23 protein-coding genes and 1 tRNA gene are annotated in these 22,334 nt (G+C 59.4%); 18 read left to right on the top strand and 6 right to left on the bottom strand.

Annotated features, from left to right (window positions below; genetic code table 11):
• The first annotated feature begins 194 nt into the window (after positions 1–194).
• Together glpK and ABMA60_RS17595 are read left to right on the top strand one after the other, a co-directional pair.
• Positions 195–1,691, top strand: coding sequence for a glycerol kinase GlpK (gene glpK, locus ABMA60_RS17600; RefSeq protein WP_392805958.1), 1,497 nt, complete (start codon positions 195–197; stop codon positions 1,689–1,691).
• Positions 1,692–1,778: 87 nt separating this feature from the next.
• Positions 1,779–3,824 (top strand): methyl-accepting chemotaxis protein, encoded by a 2,046-nt coding sequence (locus ABMA60_RS17595; RefSeq protein WP_392805955.1) that lies wholly within the window; start codon positions 1,779–1,781, stop codon positions 3,822–3,824.
• A 13-nt stretch (positions 3,825–3,837) separates the two neighbouring features.
• Here ABMA60_RS17595 and ABMA60_RS17590 read toward each other — a convergent pair whose 3' ends face one another.
• Together ABMA60_RS17590 and ABMA60_RS17585 are read right to left on the bottom strand one after the other, a co-directional pair.
• A complete protein-coding gene (locus ABMA60_RS17590; protein WP_392805952.1) occupies positions 3,838–4,269 on the bottom strand; it encodes a dCMP deaminase family protein in 432 nt (143 codons plus the stop codon).
• A gap of 58 nt (positions 4,270–4,327) precedes the next feature.
• The gene (locus ABMA60_RS17585) at positions 4,328–5,206 is read right to left on the bottom strand and encodes a TIGR01777 family oxidoreductase (RefSeq protein ID WP_392805948.1); all 879 of its coding nucleotides are present in this window, start codon (positions 5,204–5,206) and stop codon (positions 4,328–4,330) included.
• A gap of 126 nt (positions 5,207–5,332) precedes the next feature.
• On the opposite strand from ABMA60_RS17585, the gene ABMA60_RS17580 reads away from it, so the two are divergent.
• From ABMA60_RS17580 to ABMA60_RS17545, 8 genes are all read left to right on the top strand, one after another.
• On the top strand, positions 5,333–6,268 hold the full coding sequence (locus tag ABMA60_RS17580) for an ABC transporter ATP-binding protein (protein WP_392805945.1): 936 nt from the start codon (positions 5,333–5,335) through the stop codon (positions 6,266–6,268).
• Positions 6,265–7,035: an ABC transporter permease gene (locus tag ABMA60_RS17575; RefSeq protein WP_392805943.1), complete on the top strand. Its 771-nt coding sequence runs from the start codon at positions 6,265–6,267 to the stop codon at positions 7,033–7,035. The genes ABMA60_RS17580 and ABMA60_RS17575 overlap by 4 nt, the downstream gene beginning before the upstream one ends.
• A gap of 31 nt (positions 7,036–7,066) precedes the next feature.
• On the top strand, positions 7,067–7,903 hold the full coding sequence (gene queF, locus ABMA60_RS17570; RefSeq protein WP_392805941.1) for an NADPH-dependent 7-cyano-7-deazaguanine reductase QueF: 837 nt from the start codon (positions 7,067–7,069) through the stop codon (positions 7,901–7,903).
• Between the two features lie 104 nt (positions 7,904–8,007).
• Positions 8,008–8,095: transfer RNA gene (locus tag ABMA60_RS17565), tRNA-Ser, on the top strand.
• A 645-nt stretch (positions 8,096–8,740) separates the two neighbouring features.
• The gene (locus tag ABMA60_RS17560) at positions 8,741–9,325 is read left to right on the top strand and encodes a TetR/AcrR family transcriptional regulator (RefSeq protein WP_392805939.1); all 585 of its coding nucleotides are present in this window, start codon (positions 8,741–8,743) and stop codon (positions 9,323–9,325) included.
• Between the two features lie 148 nt (positions 9,326–9,473).
• Positions 9,474–10,760, top strand: a complete 1,287-nt coding sequence (gene fabF / locus ABMA60_RS17555) for a beta-ketoacyl-ACP synthase II (RefSeq protein ID WP_392805936.1) — start codon at positions 9,474–9,476, stop codon at positions 10,758–10,760.
• Positions 10,761–10,852: 92 nt separating this feature from the next.
• A complete protein-coding gene (locus ABMA60_RS17550) occupies positions 10,853–11,557 on the top strand; it encodes an SDR family oxidoreductase (protein ID WP_392805934.1) in 705 nt (234 codons plus the stop codon).
• An 11-nt stretch (positions 11,558–11,568) separates the two neighbouring features.
• Entirely contained in the window at positions 11,569–12,813 is a 1,245-nt protein-coding gene (locus ABMA60_RS17545; RefSeq protein ID WP_392805932.1) for a multidrug effflux MFS transporter, read from the top strand.
• Positions 12,814–13,091: 278 nt separating this feature from the next.
• Here ABMA60_RS17545 and ABMA60_RS17540 read toward each other — a convergent pair whose 3' ends face one another.
• On the bottom strand, positions 13,092–13,442 hold the full coding sequence (locus ABMA60_RS17540) for a DUF1330 domain-containing protein (protein WP_392805930.1): 351 nt from the start codon (positions 13,440–13,442) through the stop codon (positions 13,092–13,094).
• Positions 13,443–13,609: 167 nt separating this feature from the next.
• Between ABMA60_RS17540 and ABMA60_RS17535 the strand changes: the two genes are divergently transcribed.
• The 3 genes from ABMA60_RS17535 to ABMA60_RS17525 all read left to right on the top strand — a co-directional run bounded on the left by ABMA60_RS17535 (position 13,610) and on the right by ABMA60_RS17525 (position 15,700).
• Complete coding sequence (locus ABMA60_RS17535) at positions 13,610–14,179, top strand: TetR/AcrR family transcriptional regulator (protein ID WP_392805927.1); 570 nt, start codon at positions 13,610–13,612, stop codon at positions 14,177–14,179.
• Positions 14,180–14,309: 130 nt separating this feature from the next.
• Positions 14,310–14,900 (top strand): ATP-binding cassette domain-containing protein, encoded by a 591-nt coding sequence (locus tag ABMA60_RS17530; RefSeq protein WP_392805925.1) that lies wholly within the window; start codon positions 14,310–14,312, stop codon positions 14,898–14,900.
• Positions 14,897–15,700: an ABC transporter permease gene (locus tag ABMA60_RS17525; RefSeq protein ID WP_392805923.1), complete on the top strand. Its 804-nt coding sequence runs from the start codon at positions 14,897–14,899 to the stop codon at positions 15,698–15,700. Before ABMA60_RS17530 ends, ABMA60_RS17525 begins: the two co-directional genes overlap by 4 nt.
• On the opposite strand, the gene ABMA60_RS17520 is transcribed toward ABMA60_RS17525, so the two are convergent.
• Positions 15,591–16,136: a hypothetical protein gene (locus ABMA60_RS17520; protein WP_392805921.1), complete on the bottom strand. Its 546-nt coding sequence runs from the start codon at positions 16,134–16,136 to the stop codon at positions 15,591–15,593. The two genes, ABMA60_RS17525 and ABMA60_RS17520, sit on opposite strands and share 110 nt — an antisense overlap.
• Positions 16,137–16,265: 129 nt before the next feature.
• Complete coding sequence (locus tag ABMA60_RS17515) at positions 16,266–16,601, bottom strand: winged helix-turn-helix transcriptional regulator (protein ID WP_392805919.1); 336 nt, start codon at positions 16,599–16,601, stop codon at positions 16,266–16,268.
• Between the two features lie 87 nt (positions 16,602–16,688).
• Between ABMA60_RS17515 and ABMA60_RS17510 the strand changes: the two genes are divergently transcribed.
• Together ABMA60_RS17510 and ABMA60_RS17505 are read left to right on the top strand one after the other, a co-directional pair.
• On the top strand, positions 16,689–17,027 hold the full coding sequence (locus tag ABMA60_RS17510; protein WP_392805917.1) for a nuclear transport factor 2 family protein: 339 nt from the start codon (positions 16,689–16,691) through the stop codon (positions 17,025–17,027).
• Positions 17,024–17,809, top strand: a complete 786-nt coding sequence (locus tag ABMA60_RS17505; protein WP_392805915.1) for an SDR family oxidoreductase — start codon at positions 17,024–17,026, stop codon at positions 17,807–17,809. The genes ABMA60_RS17510 and ABMA60_RS17505 overlap by 4 nt, the downstream gene beginning before the upstream one ends.
• On the opposite strand, the gene lpdA is transcribed toward ABMA60_RS17505, so the two are convergent.
• Complete coding sequence (gene lpdA, locus ABMA60_RS17500) at positions 17,810–19,255, bottom strand: dihydrolipoyl dehydrogenase (RefSeq protein WP_392805913.1); 1,446 nt, start codon at positions 19,253–19,255, stop codon at positions 17,810–17,812.
• A 108-nt stretch (positions 19,256–19,363) separates the two neighbouring features.
• Between lpdA and ABMA60_RS17495 the strand changes: the two genes are divergently transcribed.
• The 3 genes from ABMA60_RS17495 to ABMA60_RS17485 all read left to right on the top strand — a co-directional run bounded on the left by ABMA60_RS17495 (position 19,364) and on the right by ABMA60_RS17485 (position 22,311).
• Positions 19,364–19,933 carry a TetR/AcrR family transcriptional regulator gene (locus ABMA60_RS17495; protein ID WP_392805911.1) on the top strand — a complete coding sequence of 190 codons (570 nt, stop codon included), beginning with the start codon at positions 19,364–19,366 and terminating at the stop codon, positions 19,931–19,933.
• 68 nt (positions 19,934–20,001) lie between these two features.
• Positions 20,002–20,946, top strand: coding sequence for a 2-hydroxyacid dehydrogenase (locus ABMA60_RS17490; RefSeq protein WP_392805909.1), 945 nt, complete (start codon positions 20,002–20,004; stop codon positions 20,944–20,946).
• 21 nt (positions 20,947–20,967) lie between these two features.
• The gene (locus ABMA60_RS17485; protein WP_392805906.1) at positions 20,968–22,311 is read left to right on the top strand and encodes an amidase family protein; all 1,344 of its coding nucleotides are present in this window, start codon (positions 20,968–20,970) and stop codon (positions 22,309–22,311) included.
• Positions 22,312–22,334 lie beyond the last annotated feature (23 nt).

Here is a 22,334-nt window from a genome sequence, read left to right as displayed (position 1 = left end):
TATATAATATGGCTCTCTCAGCCCCTATCTTGGGGCTTCTAATGAATGAAATCGTTTTCAGAATGTACTCGGAAGCAGAGCGTTGGCGATGTTGCTTGAGGTGTGAAGGGGTACACTGGCGCCAGCCGGATCGGCGTCGGTTCTGATAACCGCAGCGGATCAATCTGGGTAAAACAATAATCGAAGGAGTCATCATGTCCGACACCTTGCTCGCCATCGATCAGGGCACCACCAGCACTCGCGCCATTCTGTTCAATCGGGATGGGCAATCTTTGCACAGTGCGCAACAGGAATTCCGGCAGATTTTTCCTCATAACGGCTGGGTCGAACACGATCCGGAAGACATCTGGCAATCGACGCTCAGCGTCTGTCGTGAGGTGCTCGACAAAGCCGGGCTGAAAGCCTCCGACATCCGCGCCATTGGCATTACCAATCAGCGTGAAACCACGGTGGTTTGGGACAAGAAAACCGGCGAGCCGGTGTACAACGCCATCGTCTGGCAGGACCGACGCACCGCCGACTTCTGCCACCAATTGCGCGATGATGGCCACGCCGCCTGGGTCGCCGAAAAAACCGGCCTGCTGCTCGATCCTTATTTCTCTGGCACCAAAGTCCGCTGGATTCTCGAGAACGTCGATGGCGCCCGCGAGCGCGCCGAACGTGGCGAACTGGCCTTTGGCACCATCGACAGCTTTTTGTTGTGGCGGCTGACCGGCGGTCGTGAACACGCCACCGACGCCACCAACGCCTCGCGCACCCTGATGTTCAATATTCACACCCAGCGTTGGGACAGCGCTTTGCTCGACATGCTGGATGTCCCAGCGTCGATGATGCCGACGGTCAAAGATTGCGCCGCCGACTTTGGCGATACCGACGCCGATTTACTGGGCGGCTCCATTCCGGTACGCGGCATCGCCGGCGATCAGCACGCGGCCTTGTTCGGCCAGGCCTGTTTCAAACGGGGCATGGTGAAAAGCACCTACGGCACCGGCTGCTTTATGGTGATGAACACTGGCAAGAAGCCACTGCAATCGCATAACAAATTACTGACCACCGTCGGTTATCGTCTGGATGGCGAAGTCACCTACGCGCTGGAAGGCTCCATCTTTATGGCCGGTGCGACCATGCAGTGGCTGCGCGACGGCCTCAAGCTGATCGAAAAAGCGTCGGATTCAACCGCGCTCGCCGAGCAGGTCGGAGCGGACCAGGGCGTCTATCTGGTGCCGGCCTTTACCGGTCTGGGCGCACCCTATTGGGATCCGGATGCACGCGGCGCCATTGTCGGTCTGACGCGTGATTCCGGCATCGCCGAAGTGGTGACCGCCGGCCTGCAGAGTGTGGCTTATCAGACGCGTGATCTGGTCGACGCCATGCGCGCCGACGGCGCTAAAGAGCTGGAAGCCCTGCGCGTGGATGGTGGCATGGCGGTTAACGACTGGACCATGCAATTTCTGGCCGACGTACTCGGTACCCGGGTCGACCGTCCCACCGTCACTGAAACTACAGCGCTGGGCGCAGCCTTTCTGGCAGGCCTGGCGTCGGGGCTCTACGCTTCTTTAGACGACATCTCGGGTTATTGGCAGTGCGAACAGCATTTCGATGCGCAGATGTCCGCAGCCGACCGCGATCGGCTGTACGCGGGCTGGCAACAGGCCGTCAAGGGCGTACGGCAGGTCGGTGAACACAACTAAGGTGCTATAGAAAACCGCGCGAACGCCGTTAATAAACAGAGCGTCGAGTGCTATCAGGCCGTCGAAAAAACAACAAGGAACCTGACTATGAAGTGGGCGTTGAGCAAACCCAGTCTGAGATTGAATGTGGCTTCCAGGTTGAACTTGGCGTTCGTCATCCTGAGTTTGGCCATCATCGCCGTGGTGATGCTCGGCGCCCTGGGCCTGGAACGCATTAATGGCGGGGTCGGGCGCGTGGTCTCCGGTGCCGCTCCGGCGCAGAAAACCGTCGGTGATCTGCAGATCGAATTGCTTGAGGTCAGCCGTCTGGCGATTGAGCATTACAACGCCGTCGATCCGCAGTTGCTGGGGCGTCTGGAAAGCGACTTCGAAGCCGCGACCGAAGCCTTTGCCAACCGCGCCGACGCACTGGGTCTGCAGTTGGATCAGTTGGGCACTCTGGAAGCCAGCCGCCGTGATTTGAAAATCATTGTCGGACGCAGCCAGGAGCTGTTCGAAGGTATCCGCGAAAACATGCGCATTTACGGTCAGTCGCTGGTGGCTCAACAGCAGATTGCCACCATCCGTCAGGACTTGCAGGTCATCATCAGTGACCTGGACGCGGTGTTTCCGGCTTATCTGAGTGACGTCGAAGACCCGGATAACCGGGAAATGCTCTACGACATTCGCAATCTGGTCAGCCACGGCTCGGCCTGGGCCCGGGAGTTGGCGCTGGTCAACAGCCTGACCGATTTCCGCACCGCTCAGGATAACTTCCGCGACTTTATGAACGACTACGGCCGGCTCGGCTTTCAGTTGATGGCGCGGGCACGCCAGGAACCCTTGATCGGTGAATTCCAGCAGGAGCTTGGCCCGCTGGTCGGTCAGTTGGTGGAAAAGGTCACCGCCAACGAAGGTCTGGCGCCGTTGCAGAATGACTTTTTGCAGATCAAGGCGGCGCTGCGCATCGGTGTGGTGCAGACTCAGGATGGCTTGAGCACCGAGGTGGCGTTGCTCAGTCGCATTGCCGCGCGCGTTGATGCTGCCGCCAGCTCCATTGGCCGCCGGGCGCAGGATCAGGTGGTGGAATCGCGTGTGGCGCTGATCGCGGTCGCGGCGGTTGCGGTGTTGTTCTGCATTCTGGTGTCGGTGCTGGTGGTGCGCTCTATTCGCCAGCCGCTGAAACGCTTGCGGGCTTATATGACACAGGTCGGCGAGGGTGATTTTACCGCTCAGTTTGGCCGTCACAGTCGCGATGAACTGGGCGATATCAGCCAGGCGACGGAGCAGTTGGTGGGCACGCTGAGTGGCATGATCGGCCGCATTCAAACGCACAATGAAACCCTCAGTCGGGTGGCGCACGACACCACGGCAATTTCCGATCAGACCCGCGCCAGTGTTGAGCGTCAACGCACTGAGCTGGATATGGTGGTCACTGCCATCAACGAAATGACCTCGTCGATTCGCGAAGTGGCCAGCAATGCTGAAGTCGCCAGTCGTGAAATGCGCGACAGCGAACAGGATGCCCGCGTCATTGACACCACCGTTAAAGCCACCATGACGGCGGTCGGCGCGCTGGAAGAAAAAATGGCCAGCGCTGCCGAGGTGATTCGTCAACTCGATGAAGGCGTCACCAGCATCGAAGACATTCTGGCGACCATTCGCGGCATTGCTGAGCAGACCAATTTGCTGGCGTTAAACGCGGCCATCGAAGCGGCACGCGCCGGTGAACAAGGTCGGGGATTTGCCGTGGTGGCCGATGAGGTGCGCACTCTGGCGGGTCGTACTCAGGCATCGACGGAAGAAATTCGCGTCAAGATCGAGTGGATGCTGGAGCAATCGGCGTCGGCCGTGGCGGTGATCGAATCGAGTCAGTCGGCGACTCAGGATGTTGCCGAACAGGCGCGCTCAGCGCAGGAACGTTTCACCAGCTTTATGAGCGCCATGACGCATCTGAACGAACTCAACATGCTGATCGCCACGGCGTCGGAGCAACAAAGCGCCACTACCGAAGAGATCAATCAGAACATCGTCGCCATTCGTGAAGTCTCTGAGGGCACCGCCGAAGGCGCCCAGCAGGCGGCGGAACAGACACACAAACTGCAGAATGTGGCCCAGGATCTGGATCAGGCAGTGCAGCAGTTTAAGGTGTGACCGAGGCGCCGGTTCAGGGCTTGGCCCAGTGCACCCGCACACCGGCTTCGGCAAACATCGATTCGCTGATCTTCACCTTGTCGCCCCAGCGCGATAAATAATCTTCGCTCTGCATCGGGCAATGCACCACGCTAATGCCGGTCTGAATAATTTTGGCGGCGCAGTTGGGGCAGGGGAAGTGCGTCACCCAGATTTCACAGTCAGCCAGATCGCGCTTGGCAAAGAGGATGGCGTTTTCCTCAGCGTGAATGGTCTTGGCGTATTTCATTTCCCGATCTTCGGTATCGGCGCGGTCGGAAACACCGTGCGGATAGCCGTTGAAGCCCAGCGATACCACGCGATTGCGCTCGGTGATTACCGCACCTACCTGAGTCGAAGGGTCCTTACTCCAGGAGCCGACCAACTCGGCCATTTGAAAGAAACGATTTGCCCACTTGCTGGCCATTAAGACTCTCCTTGGATGACGGACATGCGTTTGTAGCAGACCCGGGTAGCGGCGACAATCAGCGTGCTACTGAATAGAGTTGCGCCAGCGCATCAGCAAGCCTGGCGTAACGAAATTCAAAACCGCTATCCAGCAGGCGTTTGGGCTCGACGTACTGGCCATCCAGCAGCAGCGTCGACAGCTCGCCCAAAGTCCAGCGCAGCGGTCCGCCGGGCAGTCGCATCCAGTAGGGGCGGTGCAGCCTCTGGCTCAGTTCACGGTTAAAACGATCCTGGCTGACCGGGTTCGGCGCGGTCAGATTCACCGGACCGGTTAAACCCTTGGCGATGATCCAGTCGATGGCCGCCTGATAGTCCTGCCAGTGAATCCAGCTTTGTCCCTGATCGCCATCACCGAGCCGTGTTGCCATGCCAAAGCGCGCCGGGCGCGCCAGGGTGGGCAATAAACCACCGTCGCGTCCCAACACCAGGCCGGTGCGGATCAGCGTCAGTCGCTCGACCTTTGGTTCAGCGTCGCGGGCGGCGGCTTCCCAATCGCGGCACAGCTGGGCACTGAAGTCGTTGCCCGGAGCGCTGTCTTCGTTCACCGGCTGATCGCCGGTGCCGTAATAACCGATGGCCGAACCACTGATTAAATGACCAACGCTGAAGCCGTTGTGGCCCAGCTGGCCGAGCAGGTCGCGGGTAAAATCGATGCGCGATGCGCGCAGGGTCTGCTGCCGTGCTTTGGTCCAAAGACCTCCGGCGATGCTGGCACCGGCCAGGTTGATCAGCACATCGTAGTGGCGGTTCAGTTGCTCCAGTTGGCGGATGGGTTGAACGCCTTCGGGCAGTGGCTTGCGGTGCTGCCAGCCGTCGACCGAGTGGCCCTGTTCAAGCAGCGCCCGTGCCAGCATCGAACCGATAAAGCCGCTGGCGCCGGTGATGAGGATTTTCATGCGGTGACTCCATTGAAATCGTGACTTTAGCAACCACTTATACGCCTCGTTTTTTCCGCTGGCTCTGTTGTTATCTGCGTCATTACGACAGCGACCCAGGCCGGCCCGCCAACGTACGGGAGTTCCATGACGTTAGCTCTTGATATTCAGCAACTGCGCAAGGTCTACGACAACGGTTTTGAAGCCCTCAAAGGCATCGATCTGCGCGTCGACCAAGGCGATTTCTTCGCACTGCTCGGCCCCAACGGCGCTGGCAAATCCACCACCCTCGGCATCGTCTCCTCGCTGGTTAACAAAGGTTCCGGCCAGGTGAGCGTGTGCGGTTTTGATCTCGACAGCCAACGCGAAGGCGTTAAACGCAGCCTGGGCGTGGTGCCCCAGGAGTTTAACTTTAATTCGTTCGAGAAAGTGGACGACATCCTGATCCAGCAGGCCGGTTACTACGGCATCAAGCGTAAACTGGCGACGCAGCGCACCGAGAAATACCTCAAGCAACTGGACCTGTGGGACAAGCGCGATGTGCCGGCGCGGATGCTCTCCGGCGGCATGAAGCGTCGTTTGATGATCGCCCGGGCGCTGGTGCATGAACCTCGGATGTTGATTCTCGATGAGCCGACGGCGGGCGTGGACATCGAAATCCGTCGCTCCATGTGGCAGTTCCTGCGCGAACTGAACGCCCAGGGCACCACCATTATTCTGACCACTCATTACCTGGAAGAAGCCGAAAGTCTGTGCCGCAACATCGCCATCATCGATAGCGGTGAAATCATCGCTCAGGCGCCGACCAAGCAACTGTTGCAGGGCAAGCAACGCTCCACCTTCGTGGCCGACATTACTCAGAATCTGACCGCTGCGCCGGACCTCGACGGTCTCAACTGCCGCCTGACCAACGACGGCAGCCTGGAATTTGATCTGGCCAATGATCAGAACCTGAACGATGTCTTTGCCCAGTTCCAGCAGCACGGTTTAGTGGTAACCAGCATCCGGCCGAAGACCAACCGGCTGGAAGAACTGTTCGTCGACCTCACCACCAAACAGCCTAAGCAGGAGGGCGCCGCGTGAATCATCCTTACTGGGTCGCTTTCTACACCATCCTGTCCAAAGAAATTCGCCGTTTTACCCGCATCTGGGTGCAAACGCTGCTGCCACCGGCGATCACCATGGTGCTGTACTTCATCATCTTCGGAAACCTGATCGGCAACCGCATCGGCTCGATGGACGGCGTCGATTACATGCAGTACATCGTGCCCGGTCTGATCATGATGTCGGTGATCACCAACAGCTACGGCAACGTCAGTTCCAGCTTTTTCTCCAACAAGTTCCAGAAATCGATTGAGGAATTGCTGGTCTCGCCGGTGCCCAACTGGGTGATCATGCTGGGCTTTGTGTTTGGTGGCGTCGCTCGGGGTCTGGCCTGCGGCATCATCGTTATGCTGCTCAGCCTCTGGTTCACTCACCTGGAAGTGCACAACCTGTTTGTGATGCTCAGCGTTATCCTGCTGACCGCCGTGGTGTTTGCCACCGCCGGTTTGATCAACGCCATCTTCGCTACCAAGTTTGATGACGTCACCATCGTGCCGACCTTTATTCTGACGCCGCTGACTTATCTGGGTGGCGTCTTTTATTCGGTCAGCATGCTGCCGGAAGTCTGGCAATGGGTGAGCAAGCTCAACCCCATTCTCTATATGGTCAACACCTTCCGTTACGGCATCATCGGCGTCAGCGATATTCCGGTGGTGTCGGCCTATGGCATGCTGTTCGTCTTCCTGGCAGCACTGATGGGTTGGGCGCTGTACCTGCTCAATACCGGTCGCGGCCTGCGCAGCTAAACGAACTTGCAACAGAGGTGACGGAATAGAGATGAGCATGTCGACGCCCGAACAGAGCCCGCTGGGTAAAACCAGCGCCTACATCGCCGAATACGATCCGACGCTGCTGTTTCCCATCGAGCGACAGGGCAAGCGCGATGAAATCGGCATTGATGGCAATGATCTGCCGTTTGCGGGTGTCGATATCTGGAATGCCTATGAACTGTCCTGGCTCAACCCCAAGGGTAAGCCGGTGGTCGCGCTGGGTGAATTTTTTATCCCGGCGCAGTCGCCACGGCTGATCGAATCGAAGTCGTTCAAGCTCTACCTCAACTCCTTCAACCAAAGCCATTTTGCCAGCGTGCGCGAAGTGGCGGAAACCATGTCGGCCGACCTCAGCAAAGCCGCCGGCGCTGAGGTGCGCGTCACCCTGGTACCGCTGGGGCAGATGGGCCACAGCGCCGACGTCTTCGGCCTGCCGGGCGACAACATCGACGACCTGGACATCGAAACCGATCAATACCAGACCGACCCGGGTTTGTTGGCGACGCAGCCGGGCGAGCCGGTGCACGAAGTGCTTAACAGCCACCTGCTGAAATCCAACTGCCTGGTCACCGGCCAACCGGACTGGGGCAGTGTGGTCATCGACTACCACGGCCCCAAACTCGACCGCGCCGCCCTGCTGAAATACCTGATCTCCTTTCGCCAGCACAACGAATTCCACGAACAGTGCGTCGAGCGAATCTTCCAAGATCTACGCCAACACTGCGGCACCGACAAACTGACCGTCTACGCCCGCTACGTTCGCCGCGGCGGCCTCGACATCAACCCCTACCGCAGCAACGACCCGAACTTCGAAGCCGACAACAGACGGCTGGTACGGCAATAGCCAATTAACGGCTAAGCGCTTGTTTTCCTTAAAAAACTTGCATTGATTACAACGATCCGCTAGAGTTCGCCGCCGTTGCGCCGCACGCGGTGACAACGATTTACGGTGAGGTGGCCGAGTGGTCGAAGGCGCACGCCTGGAAAGTGTGTATACGGAAACGTATCGAGGGTTCGAATCCCTCCCTCACCGCCAGAATTAAAAAAGCCCCCGGCCCAAAAGGCAGGGGGCTTTTTTAATTCTCCCGGTTCGGGATGTGTGGACGAACCCTCTGGTTCGATTCGCAGCGCAGCGGAGAACGCGACCGCAGGGAGCGCATCCCGACCGGATGTACTGTCACCACTGTCCATAGTTTCTAGCCCCCGGCCCAAAAGGCAGGGGGCTTTTTTAATTCTCCCGGTTCGGGCGGTGTGGAAGGCGACTCCAGCGCATCCATGCGCCCGCCGCATTAGCCCATCCCTGGGCGTCAACCCTCCGGTTCGACTGGATGCGCAGCATCCAGGACCGCCGCAGGCGCCCACAGAGTGGGGTGCAACGCACCCCAGTCCATCCCGACCGGAAGTGCCGTAACCACCGTCTTCCTTCATCACACCAAAGCCAGCTGCTTTTAAAATCCTGTCAACCCAGCCAGTACCCGACTCAACCACGCAAATCACCACCTCATCTCAAACCGCGCTCACGGTTGTCAGAACAAGGAGCCGAGCGTCTTTAACAATCGTTCGGTTCGCTGGTCCGGCCCACCAACTTTTGATAATCACGCCGTCAGTCAACGCTTTTCAGAAAAAGCTTGCGAGGATAGTTACTATGACTTTATGATGCTCATAATATTATGGTGATCATATGAAACAGAGTAAACGCAGCAACCGCAAAGAAGCATCGCGCGAGCGGATTCTTAAAGTGGCATCCCAGCTAGTGCGCAAGAAGGGTTTTCGTGGCGTCGGTGTTGCCGAGGTGATGAATGAGGCCGGGCTTACCCATGGCGGTTTCTATGCTCACTTTGATTCCAGAGATGATCTGCTTCGTGCTGCCGTTGCCCGTGCCGATGACGACATTGCCCGTGCGTTGGACGACAGCCTGGCCAGGCTGACCCAAGAAGGGGTGGGGCCGTTTCGGTCGTTGGTGGAAACCTATTTGTCCGACGACATGATTGCCAAGCGTGAGCGGGGTTGCCCGGTGGCGGCGCTGAGTACGGAAATGCCCAATCAGCCATCCATTGTGCTGGAGGCATCGCGCTCACTGGTGCGCAATCTGCACCGCCGTGTCATCCAGGTATTGCCCGGGCGTCACCCTGAAGAATCCGCCTGGACGGTGACCAGTACTTTGATCGGGGCGTTGCAACTGGCGCGCATCTTGGGCGACAACGATCAGGGCCGGGCCGTCTTGGCCGATACCCGGCGCGAGCTTCTGGCGCTATACGATACTTGAGCCCTGCCATGCCAGTCGTTTTGAACGCTTTTCAGCGGCAAAAAATATGATCAATATCATATGAAATCAGGTGGTCTGTGGGCATTAAGCGGCGCTCGCAGTGTCGACATCACCTGGCAACCGTAGGCACAAAAAGAGAGGTGAGCCGATGCAAGGTCAGCATAAACGTATCGTCGTGACGGGCATGGGCGTAGTGGGGCCGCTGGGGTGTGGCACTGAAGAGACGTGGCGTCGGCTGCTTTCCGGACAGTCCGGAATCGCCGCGCTGCCCCCCGAGTTTTCCGAAGGCGTGGCCAGTCGTGTGGGCGGGCGAGTGCCTTCACTGGCAGAAGACTCTGTCGCGGGCTTCGATCCTGAACGCGTGGTGGCGCCTAAAGATCGCAAGAAAATGGATCGCTTTATCGAGTTTGCCTTGGTGGCGGCTGAGGAGGCTTTGGCTCAGGCGAAATGGGCACCGCAAGAAGCCCCTGAGCGGGAGCGGACCGCCACGATCATTGCCACCGGTATTGGCGGTTTTGGTGCTATGGCTGAGTCGGTGCGCACGACCGATCAGCGCGGTCCCCGCCGTTTATCACCCTTCACCGTTCCGTCCTTTTTGGCCAACCTCGCAGCGGGACAGGTGTCGATACGTCATGGTTTTCAAGGGCCGCTCGGCGCACCGGTAACCGCCTGTGCCGCGGGTGTTCAGGCCATTGGGGATGCGGCGCGGCTGATCCGTTGCGGCGAAGCGGATGTTGCCTTGTGCGGAGGTGCCGAGGCAGCCATTCATTCTGTCAGCCTGGGTGGCTTTGCGGCTGCACGGGCCGTGTCGACCGCTTACAACGATCACCCGTCACAGGCTTCACGTCCCTTTGATCAGGATCGTGATGGCTTCGTGATGGGGGAAGGTGCCGGGCTGCTGGTGATTGAGTCACTGGATCATGCATTAGCCCGCGGTGCTCGTCCGCTGGCTGAGCTCGTGGGGTATGGCACCAGTGCAGATGCCTATCATCTGACGGCTGGTCCGGAGGATGGCAACGGTGCACGCCGTGCGATGGCGCAGGCATTGCGACAAGCCGAGCGGGAACCGGGCGATGTTCAGCATATCAATGCGCATGCGACGTCGACGCAAGTGGGCGATAAAAGCGAGCTGGCGGCGATACGAGCGTTGTTCGGTGATACCTCGCCGGTGGCAATCACTTCTACCAAGTCGGCGACGGGTCATCTGCTGGGTGCCGCCGGGGGGATTGAGGCCATCTTTACGGTGCTGGCGCTGCGTGATCAGGTCGTCCCGCCCACGCTGAATTTGGTGAATCCAGACGTTTTCGCCGCTGGACTCAATCTGGTCGGCTTTAAGGCTAGGCCTATGCCAATGGAGTATGCGATATCCAATGGTTTTGGGTTTGGCGGCGTCAACGCCAGCGTGCTGTTTCGCCGCTGGGAACCTCAGGCTTAAAGGGATTGCTCGATATCGATTCAATCGATTTTAACGGCCAATAATATGACGATCATCATATCAATAAAGCGCGTTAGCGCAGGAGATAACCTATGAAACTCGACGGTGCTGTAGTTCTTATCACAGGGGCCAATCGTGGCCTGGGTCTGGAATTCTCCCGACAGTTGCTGGCTCGTGGTGCCGCGAAAGTGTATGCGGCGGCCCGCGATCCGGCCTCGGTGACGTTACCCGGTGTTGTGCCGGTCCAGCTCGATGTAACCGACGCAGCAGAAATTGCCAAGGCCGCCAGCCTCTGCGCTGATGTCACTCTGGTCATCAACAACGCTGGCATTGCACGACTGAGTGGCTTTCTTACCGATGATTCAGAACCCCTGCTGCGCGAGCAACTGGACACCAACCTGTTCGGCATGCTGAACCTGAGCCGTGCCTTCGCGGGCATCCTGGGCCGCAATGGCGGCGGCGCGTTGCTGAACATCTTGTCCATTCTGAGCTGGATCAATACGCCGTCACTGGCCGGCTATGGCGTCAGTAAGGCTGCGGCCTGGGCGTTGACCAATGGCCTGCGGCATGAGTTGCGCGCTCAGGGAACACAGGTGCTTGGCTTCCATGCCGGCTTTATCGACACGGATCTCACTCGAGGTTTCGATGTACCGAAAGTGACACCGGAAGAGGTTGTGCGGCTCGCGCTGGATGCTTTAGAGGCGGGCGCGGAAGAGGTGGCGGTCGATGAGCCAACGCGTCAGGTCAAACAAGGTTTGTCACAGGGTGTTTATCTCAAAGACGTCGCCGCGGGCTAACAGGAGTACCAATGAACGAATCGCTGCAGGAACTGGGTGTTACCCCTTCGCTACCGGACGATTGCAAAACCGGAGTACCCGACCGGCCCGTTGCGCCACAGCTGACCGCGTCGCTGCTTTTCCTGCTGTCTGGTCTGGCGGCGTTGGGCGCGTTGTCGACCAATATCATCTTGCCTGCGTTCCCGGACATGGGCAGTGCGCTGGGGGTCTCGACCCGGCATCTGAGTGTCACCCTCAGCAGCTTTTTTGTGGCCTTTGCCTTCGGGCAGCTGCTGGTCGGCCCTTTATCTGACCATGTCGGCCGAAAATGGTTGGTATTGGGTGGATTGGGTGTCTTCCTGGTTGGCAGTTTGCTGAGTGCGATGGCCACCGATCTGTCGCTGTTGGTGGTCGGCCGCATCGTTCAGGCATTGGGCGTGTGTGCGGCGGCCGTGCTGTCGCGGGCCATTGCTCGTGATCTTTTCGACGGCGACCCATTGGCACGCGCGTTGTCGTTGATCATGGTGGCGATGGCGGCGGCGCCGGGTTTTTCACCGCTGCTTGGTAGCGGGCTCAATAGCCTGGTTGGCTGGCGGGGAATGTTTGTCCTGGTCGGTTTGCTGAGTCTGGTGTTTGCAGTGTTCTATGCCGTCAGTCTGGGGGAAACGCATCCGCCGGGCCGGCGCTCGGCGGTATCGGCCAGCAGTATTTTCCGCGGCTATGTTCTGCTTCTGCGTGATCGCCGGTTTATCGTGCCGGCGGCGTCGGTCAGTCTTATCCTGAGTGGGCTCTACGCTTTTTTCGCCGCCACACCGGCTATCTTGATGGATGGGTTTGGTTTTTCAGCGCTGGGCCTGGGGTTGTTTTTTGCGGCAACGGTCTTCGTTGTATTCGGCGCCGGTCTTATGGCCCCGCGCTTTGCTCATCGTTGGGGGGCCAAAGCAGTAGCACTGGCTGGCATTGTCATCGCTGTTGCCGGCAGTGTTCTGTTGTTGGTCGGTGCGCCGCAGCCGGTCTTTTTCTCTGTATCGCTGGCGATATTTCTGTTTGGGATGGGCTTGGTGAATCCTCTGGGAACCGCCATCACGCTGCAACCCTTCGGCGCTCAGGCTGGCAGTGCATCGGCTCTGCTCGGGTTTCTGCAAATGGGCTGTGCGGCCATCACCATCAGTCTTATTGGCATACTTGATCTTGCCGCCTACGGCGCACTGGCCGTTATCTTGTCGGTTTGTACGGTGCTGGCATTGGTTGCTTTTGCTGTCGGTATGCGACCATAACACTAATCTTGGGGCGGTCGTGCAGGCCGCTTTTGATGCCAGGCACGAGTGGTGGATCGGGTCGGTGTACCGGATCAGCAGGCCGGCGCAGGATGCCAATAAAAAAGGTGAGGCACGAATGTGCCCCGTCCATCGCGGTCGGCGGCGCTTCAACTGCAACGCTGACCACCTCTTTGCACGTTGTATAAATCGGCTGTTTTACCGCTCCCTCGATACTGCCTTCGAACCCGCTTTGCCACCATTCAACCCGACATCACCCGGCCGCAGCAGGCCTGCAATCATCCGGCTTGTTGTGCGCTGCGGATGTCGGCAACAAAGCCTTTGATGGTGAATCCTTCGGGCATCTGGTCAATCAGCACGATATCGGAAATGGCGTTATTGGTTCGCAACGGCAGGATGGCTTGATAGTCGGCTGACTGGTACCAGTCGTTCGCCGCTTTGCGGCTGGGAAATTCCATCAGCACGACAGAACCCGGCCAGCTGCCTTCAACAACATCAGCCGGGCCCTGGGCCAGCCATTTACCGCCAAAGGGTGCAACGGTCGCTTCAACCTGTTCCAGATAAGACAAGCCCGCCTCGTTGGGGACGTCGTTCGGTATACGCAGGTGGTTAATCAGATAGGTTTTCATCCTGTTTCTCCTGAAAATTCAAAGGGAATATCAGTTGATCGCCAGACTGACTGGGCGCCTTATTCATGATCATCATCATGTTTGCGTATTTATGATAGTCATCATATATTTGGGGTGTCAAGAAACTCCGCTGCATTTCGGAGTCGTCAGTAAAACGAGGAGTCAGCATGAGGTATTCACGCAGCGAGACCGCAGCCAAGCATGAAAAAATTCTGCAGGCTGCCGCCCGGATGTTCCGTGAACAGGGCTTTGGCAGTGTCAGTGTTGCGCAAATCATGCAGTCAGCAGGGATGACGCATGGTGCTTTCTATGCGCATTTCAGTTCCAAGGATGCGTTGGCCGCTGAAGCGGTGGGTCACGCCATGGCGCAGTTGGATGAGCAACGCCAGGCGCCGCTGGACCAGTCTGATCCGCTGGCTGCCTTTTCTGAGAGCTACCTGACGGCGCAGCATCGTGATGACCCCGGTAACGGGTGCGCTATAGCGGCGCTGGGTCCGTCGATTGCTCGCAATCCAAAGATCGCCGGCCCGTTTACCGAGCAGATACAGCAGTCTCTTGCGCGGCTGGCACCGCACATCGATGGCGTTACTGCTGAGCAAGGGCGACGTCAGGCCATCCATACCTTGTCGACGGCGGTCGGCGCTATGATCATAGCGCGCGCGGTTTCAGATCCGGCCTTGTCCGATGAAATATTAGCCAGTGCGCGTGACAGCCTCAGCCAGGCTGGCTCAGAGTAATAACGTTGTCTTGTTTCGATCCGTCGACAGGCTGATTGGCGGATCGAGCATTCCGCCTCTGCGCTGGTGATCCTTGACCGGGCCGGTAAAAACACCCAACCTCAGACGCCCTCATACAGCCCACTGACTCATGCTGCAACTGATTAACCTCTCCGTAGCCGACCAACCCGCACTCAACCTCACCCTGACCCCTGGCCAAATCCTCGGTCTGTCGGGCCCATCCGGATCGGGCAAAACCCGCTTGCTGCGCGCACTGGCGGATTTGGACCCGCACTCGGGTGAGGTCGAATTGAACGGCCAGTCGCAGTCCGCATTCGCCGCTCACGACTGGCGTCGCCAGGTGATGCTGGTGCCGGCCGAAAGCCAGTGGTGGTTCGACAGTGTGGCCGAGCATTTTCCCAACCACACAGTGAACGATTGGCAACGGCTGGGTTTCAGCTCGGACCCGACGCGCTGGACCATCGACCGCTTATCCACCGGTGAAAAACAACGCTTGGCGCTGCTGCGTGCCTTGGCGTATCAGCCTGCGGTGCTGTTGCTGGACGAGCCGACCGCCAACCTGGATGAGCGCAGTCGCAACCGGGTGGAAGGTTGGTTGCTTGAGATCATTCGCGCGCAACAAAAGGTCGCCATCTGGGTCGCCCACGACGACGCCCAACTGGCGCGCGTGGCCGATGAGCGACTGATGCTGGGCGAAGCGTCGGAGGTGACGCCCGCATGAACGTTATCGAACTGAGTGTCTGGCAACTGAGCATCGCGGCTGCGTTGTTGCTGATGCTGGCGGCAACACTCTGGTTGGCGCGCCTTGGGTTGAGCCGCACGCTGCTGATTGCTGCTCTGCGGACAGCGGTGCAATTGACTCTGATCGGCCTGGTGTTGGAAGCGCTCTTTGCCGTTGGCGCTCTGGTGTGGGTGGCATTGCTGGCGCTGACCATGTTGATATTGGCCGGGCGCGAAGTCTGGGTGCGGCAACAGCGTCCGCTGGCGGGGAGTTGGGGTTTTGTGGTCGGCACCGTGTCGATGTTTATCTCGGCGTTCACGGTCACCATCCTGATGCTGACCGTTGTGGTACAACCGGACCCCTGGTATCAGCCGCAATACGCCATTCCGTTGCTGGGCATGTTTCTCGGCAACACCATGACCTCGGTAACGCTGGCGCTGGATCGGTTGACCGATTCAGCGTGGCGCCAGCGCGCCCTGATCGAAGCGCGTTTGATGCTTGGGGAAACGACGGATCAGGCGCTGGGCGATATTCGCCGCGCCGCCGTACGTTCGGGTTTGATTCCGGTCATCAACGCCATGGCTGCCGCCGGTGTGGTCAGTGTGCCAGGCATGATGACCGGTCAGATTCTTGCGGGCAGCCCGCCATCGCTGGCGGTCAAATATCAGATCATGATTATGTTCGGCATCACTATCGGTTCGGGCTTTGGTACTTTTGCGGCGGTTTTGCTGGCCAGTCGGCGATTGTTCGATAACCGCCAGCGGCTGCGTTTGGACCGATTGCGGCCGGCTCGGGCTTAGTCTTGATTGATGGGGTTTCTTTACCGGGCGGCCGGATGACCACAGACACCACTGTGGCCTCGCCAAGCAGGCGAACACGCATGTTCAGTACCGATTGCGTTGGCGTTTCAGCATTCAGCGTGACGAAAATCACTTCTTCGTCGATGGTCAATGGAAACCAGTCAGCGTTGTCACTGTAGCCGTGCAGCACACCCGTACTAACACTGAAGGATTTCGACAGCGCCCAGCGGTAGCCAGCGCTGTAGGAGCGGTCGCCGAATGAGTTAATAAAGGTGGCGGCTTCCCAGTACTTATAGCCGACGCCGAGCAATTGGTTGTCTTCCTGCAAACCCTTGGATACCCAATGATGAGTGGCGGCGCCCACTTCGAGCTCCAAGCCCTCAGCGCTCACGTTGCCAAGGCACGCTAAAGCCAAGCCGAACAGAATGTGTTTCATGGCCAGTCCCTCTGTCATCGCACTTTTGGCGAAGTCGATTTGGTCTGGCGACAGCACATCCTAGATAGCCCGACATACTCAGGTTGTCGGTTGGGTTGAGGGAAACTTGAGCTTTGGCTGACGGGGCGTTCAGTCGCTGGGTTGTTGCGCCGCCCAGTCCAGCAGTGCATCCAGCGCCGGACACAGCGATTGGCCCCAGTCGGTCAGGCAGTATTCCACCTTGGGCGGAACCTGATGGTGCACGATGCGCTGCACGATGCCGTCGTTTTCCAGTTGGCGCAGCTGTTGAATCAGCATTTTCTGGGAAATGCCATTGATGGCTTTTTCCAATTCGGAAAAGCGCAATACCTGACCGCCAAAGAGATGAAACAGAATGACCAGCTTCCAGCGGCCTTCGAGCATCTTTAAGGCTTTTTCGACGCCTTCGGCCGCGCTGTCCTGCGTATATTCTCGATTCTTACTCAATGGTCAGTACCTTACTTTTTTGTCGGTTCTTGTCATTTTATAGGGTGGATACCAGTATGGCGATCTCTATTGACAGGAGCAGAGAAAATGACCGTCCTCACTGATTTACCGGCCCCACTGGCCGATTATTTTGCCGCCGCCAACGCTGGCGATATCGAGGCTCAGGTGAGCCACTTCACCACAACGGCCAGAGTTAAAGATGAAGGCGAATGGCGTCAGGGGGCGACGGCCATTGCCGCCTGGGCGCGCGACAGCCGCGAACGTTATCAGCATCGCAGCACTCCGCTGACCGTCGACGGCCAGCCGCCGGTCGTTTTTGTCGACGCTCGGGTGGCAGGCAATTTCCCTGGCAGTCCAGTGGTATTGCGTTACCGTTTTGAGTTGGTCGATGGCTTGATTGATCGATTGGAGATTGTGGCGGCATGACGGAGACAAACAGGACGATGTCCGGCAAACGAGTATTGGTCACCGGCGGTACCCAGGGCGTGGGTGCGGTGCTGGTGGCACAGCTGCTTGCCCAGGGGGCTGAGGTGGTCACCACCGCCCGGCGCATGCCGCAGTCATTGCCTGACGAAGTGCATTTTATCGCCGCTGATTTAAGCACCGGCGCCGGTTGTGCAAGCGTTGCCGATTGGGTGCTGGAACAATGGGGACGACTGGATGTGTTGGTCCATCTGGTGGGTGGTTCCAATGCCCAGCCCGGCGGTTTTGCGGCACTGGATGACGCCAGTTGGCAGGCGGAACTGGCGCTGAATCTGTTGCCGGCAGTACGGCTCGACCGGGCGCTGGTGCCGACCATGCTGGCACAGGGTTCGGGCGTGGTGGTTCATGTCACCTCCATCCAGCGCGAATTGCCGCTGCCCGGTTCGACCACCGCGTACGCCGCCGCCAAGGCAGCGCTGTCGACCTACAGCAAGAGTGTGTCGAAGGAAGTGACGCCCAAGGGCGTGCGCGTGGTGCAGGTGTCGCCGGGTTGGATTGAAACCGATGGCGCGGTGCACCTGGTAGAGCGCACCGCTGCCGAAGCGGGGACCGACTATGCCGGTGGCCGCCAGATCATCATGGATGCACTGGGTGGCATTCCACTGGGTCGCCCGGCCCGGCCGGAGGAAGTGGCGCAGCTGATCCTGTTTCTGGTGTCCGATCAGGCCAGCGCCATTTCCGGTGCCGAGTTCCGCATCGACGGCGGCACCGTACCGACCGTCTAGTCAGGCTGGCGCTGCACTGCGTTTGGCCTGCGGATTAGGCAGATCCGTGATGGTGCCGCTGGCCATTTCGGCGGCCAGGCCGACGGTTTCGTGCAGCGTCGGGTGACCGTGAATGGTTAATGCCAGGTCTTCGGTGCTGGCGCCAAATTCCAGCGCCAGGGTCAGTTCGCCGAGCAGTTCGCCAGCGTGCGCGCCAACCAGGCCGGCACCGAGCAGGCGATCGCTGTCGGCGTCATAAATCAGCTTGGTGCGACCGGTACTTTGGCCGGACGCCAGGGCGCGGCCGCTGGCACTCCACGGGAAGGCGGCGGTGCGAATATTCAGGCCCTGTGCCTTGGCTTCTTTCTCGGTCAGTCCGGTCCAGGCGACTTCCGGGTGGGTGTAGGCGATGGATGGAATTGCCATAGGAGCAAAGCGTGCGGCTTCGCCGGCGGCGACTTCGGCGGCCACATGGCCCTGGTGGCTGGCTTTGTGCGCCAGCATCGGCTGGCCGACCAGATCACCGATGGCGAAAATGTGGCCGACGTTGGTGCGCAATTGCTCATCGACGGCGATAAAACCGCGCTCGTCGACCTTCACTCCGGCTTTGTCTGCTGCAATCAAATCGCCATTGGGGCGACGGCCGACGGCCACCAAAATGGCGTCGAAGTCGGCGCTTTCTAGCTTCTCCTGGGCAGCGTTGTCCTGAGCGTCCACCAGGGTGACGTTCAAGGCTGCCGCGCTGGCACTGACGCTGTCGAGGCGGGTTTTCAGCCGGATGTCGAAACGATCTTTGTTGTTACGTTGATACAGCCGCACCAGGTCGGCATCGGCCGCTGGAATCAACTGGTCGGCTGCTTCGACGATGGTGACGGCGCTGCCCAGCGCGCGATACACCGTGGCCATTTCCAGGCCGATGATGCCGCCGCCGATGACCAGCAGGCGTTTGGGAATCTCACTCAGTTTCAAGGCGTCGGTGGAGTCCCAGATGCGTTCATCTTTGGGCAGGAAGGGCAGTTCGACGACGCGCGATCCGACCGCCAGAATCAACTGTTCAAAACGCAGCAAGGACTCAGTGCCATCGGCGTGACTGAGGCGCAACTGCTGAGGGTCTTCAAACACAGCTGAAGCCTGAACAACGGTGACGCCGCGTTCTTTGGCCATGGCGCTGAGGTTAGTGGTCATGCGTTCGACGGTCTGGTCGCGATAGTTGTGTACCGCGCTCAGTTGCGGATGCTGGGCGCTAAAGCCAAGCGCTGCCAAGTGTTCATTTTCCTCCACCACACCGGCGATATGCAGCAAGGCCTTGGAGGGAATGCAGCCGACATTCAGACAGACGCCACCGAGGCGCTGGTAGCGCTCGACCAAGGTCACTTGCAAACCCAGATCGGCGGCTCGAAAGGCCGCAGAGTAACCACCCGGGCCACCGCCCAGAACCACCAATTGCGCTTGCGCTGTCTGTGTCATTACCGTTTTCCTCGTTTATCTATCTAGTGATAGGTAGATAAACTATAGTGACAGCACCTCAGGGCGTCAATAGACTACCGATCGCTAGGTCAGAAAACGGTTAAAACAATGAACGCTACTGCCGAACGCCTGCTGGAGCGGGCCGAGGAAACCATTCGCACGCGCGGCTATTCCGGCTTGAGTTTTCGCACCCTGGCCGATGACGTCGGCATCAAAAGCGCCAGCGTGCATTACCACTTCCCCACCAAGACGCACCTGGGTGTGGCGGTTGCCGGTCGCTACCAGGCGCGCTTTGCGCAGGCGCTGGAACAGATTGCCGCCAGTGGCATCACCGCTCAGGCGCAATTGCAGCGCTTTGTCGATATCTACGGCAGCGAACTGCGCGCGGGCAACAATCGCCTGACCATCTGCATGATGCTGGCCGCGGAAAAAGACAGCCTGCCGGACGAGGTGAATCGTTGCGTGACCGCCTTTTATCAGTTGAATCTCGATTGGTTACAGACCGTACTGCAGCACCTGGGCGAGGCACAGCCCGAGCAGCGGGCACGTCAGATTCTGGCCTTGTTGCAAGGCGCGGTGCTGGGCGCCAAAACGCTGACCAGCAGCGACTATTTCGATGCCGCAGAAACAGCGGTCATGCAACTGGTGGGCATCGTCACCGAACCGGCCTCGGACTAGGCCTGCATCTTGCTGCACTCATCTACCTGGCCGACCAGCCATGCAAAATACGAGGAGTCTGACGTCTTATGCGGGTGATGTTTGCCGCACCGGAAAACGCCTGGGGCGGAATTCTGGCGCGATTCCGTGCCGCCTTGCCGGAGGTGGAATTTGTCGCCACCGGCTTTAATCCGACCAGCCTGGCCGGTTTCGAAGTGGTCATTCCCACCATGAGCGAGCTCAATGCTGCCCTGATTGAGGGCGCTGACCGCCTGCAATTGATCCAGCAGATGGGCGCTGGATTGGAAGGCGTTGATCTGGATGCTGCGCAACGCGCCTCGGTGGCTGTCGCCAATGTGCCCACCGCCGAGTCGGGCAATGCCGATTCGGTGTCTGAACTGGCCATCTATCTGCTTCTGGCGCTGCTGCGCCGTGCGCCGGAGCACGCCGCTACGCTGGCCGCTGGTTTGATGGGTCAGCCGACCGGCATCAGTCTGATCGGTCAGCGCGTGGGCCTGGTCGGCTTTGGCGCCATTGGTCAGGCTATCGCGCGGCGGCTGGCGCCGTTCGGCGTGCAACTGAGCGCCATCAAACGCACGCCCGATGCTGGGTTGGCCCAGGCTTTTGATCTGCACTGGTTGGGTGGCGCGGATGAGCTGCCGCGTCTGCTGGCGCAATCGGACATCGTCATTTTGGCCTTGCCCGACGACAGCGACAGCCATGGCCTGATCAACGCCGAACGACTGGCGCAGATGCCGGTTGGCAGCTATCTGATCAACGTCGGTCGCGGCGGACTGGTCGAGCGCGATGCGCTGTTTTCGGCGCTGCAATCGGGCCAGCTGGCTGGCGCCGGTCTCGATGTTTTCTGGCAGGAACCGCCGGATCCGAATGATCCCATCTTTCAACTGAATCTGGTCGCGTCACCGCATCTGGGTGGGCTGACCGATCGGTCAGTCACCGGTATCCTGAACGCCAGCGTCGCCAATATTCGTCGCCTGATGCACGGAGAAGCACTGCAGCACCGGGCGGTATAAAAGAGTCAAAACGAGGACAGTATGAGCCATTCCGATATCACCCTTTGGCAACAGGCCGAAGGCATCGCCAGCGGCCGCTTAGACCCGGTTGAACTGACCGAAACAGCGCTCGCCAAAGCCGCCGATTCGACGTCAGTCTTTATCAATATTCTCGCCGAACGGGCGCGCTTTGAAGCCCAGCAGGCGCGGGCGCGGCAACAGGCCGGCCAGCGGCTCAGCCCGATCGATGGTGTGCCCATCGCCTGGAAAGATCTGGTCGATATGAGCGGCACGGTGACTACGGCGGGCAGTCGCCTCTATCAGGTCCCGGCCGATCGCGATGCCGACGCCGTGCGGCTGGCGGGCCAGGCCGGGCTGGTATCGGTGGGCAAGGTGAATATGACCGAATTGGCCTATTCTGGTTTGGGGCTGAACCCGCATTACGGCACACCGACGTTGGATCGAGGCGGTCCTGCCCGCGTGCCCGGCGGGTCCAGCAGTGGTTCCGCCATGGCGGTGGCGCAGGGCGTCGTCACCGCCGCTGTTGGCTCAGATACCGCCGGTTCCTTGCGCATTCCGGCGGCCTTTAATGGTCTGGTTACTTACCGGCCGTCGATGCATCGTCCGGCCATGGGCGGTGTGCATCCCTTGTCGCGTTCCATGGATACGTTGGGTGTGCTGGCGCGCACTCTGACCGATGTAATGGCGGTGGACGACGCCATGCGCCTGGGCAAGGTGGAACATCGCCGTGCGGTCGACGCCAGCGATATCCGCGTCATTCTCGATACCGATGCACTGGCCGATCCGTTTATCAGCGAAGCGGTGCGCGCCAATCTGCTGGCCGCCGCTGAACGTTTCGACGCCGCTGGCATCCGGGTGATTCGCCGCCCGGTCGCCGCCATTCAAGACGCTTTGGCCGCCATCGCCAACGACGGCTGGCTGGGCGGCATGGAAGCTTACACCGAATACAAAGACCTGCTCGACAGCCGCCCCGCCAGCGACTTTGATCCGCGCGTGCGCGATCGCTTACTGACCATCAAAGACGCCACTCCCGATCGGGTTATTCGCTTGTATCGCGCCCGTGCCCGGTTGCAGGCGGAACTGGCTGAGCAACTCGACGGCGCCTTGTTGATTTCACCAACCGTCGCCAAGGTGGCACCGGAGCTCGCGCCGCTGGAAACCGATGATGCGCTCTATGCCAAGGTCAATCTGGAAGCCTTGCGGCTGACCATGGCGGCCAGTCTGTTAACCTGTCCGGCCATTGCCTTACCGACCGGAACGGACTGCCAGGGCCTGCCAACCTCGGTGCAGCTAACGGCCTTGCCGGGTGATGATGAACGGCTGATTCGCAGCGCTTTGACGCTGGAAAGTCTGGCTGCTGGTTAAGCGTTATCAATGCACTGACACCC

The organism is Saccharospirillum sp. HFRX-2, assembly GCF_043196805.1.
Classification (GTDB): Bacteria; Pseudomonadota; Gammaproteobacteria; order Pseudomonadales; family Natronospirillaceae; genus Saccharospirillum.
Note: the sequence above shows the minus strand (reverse complement) of the source record. Positions and strands in the feature narration are given on the sequence as shown.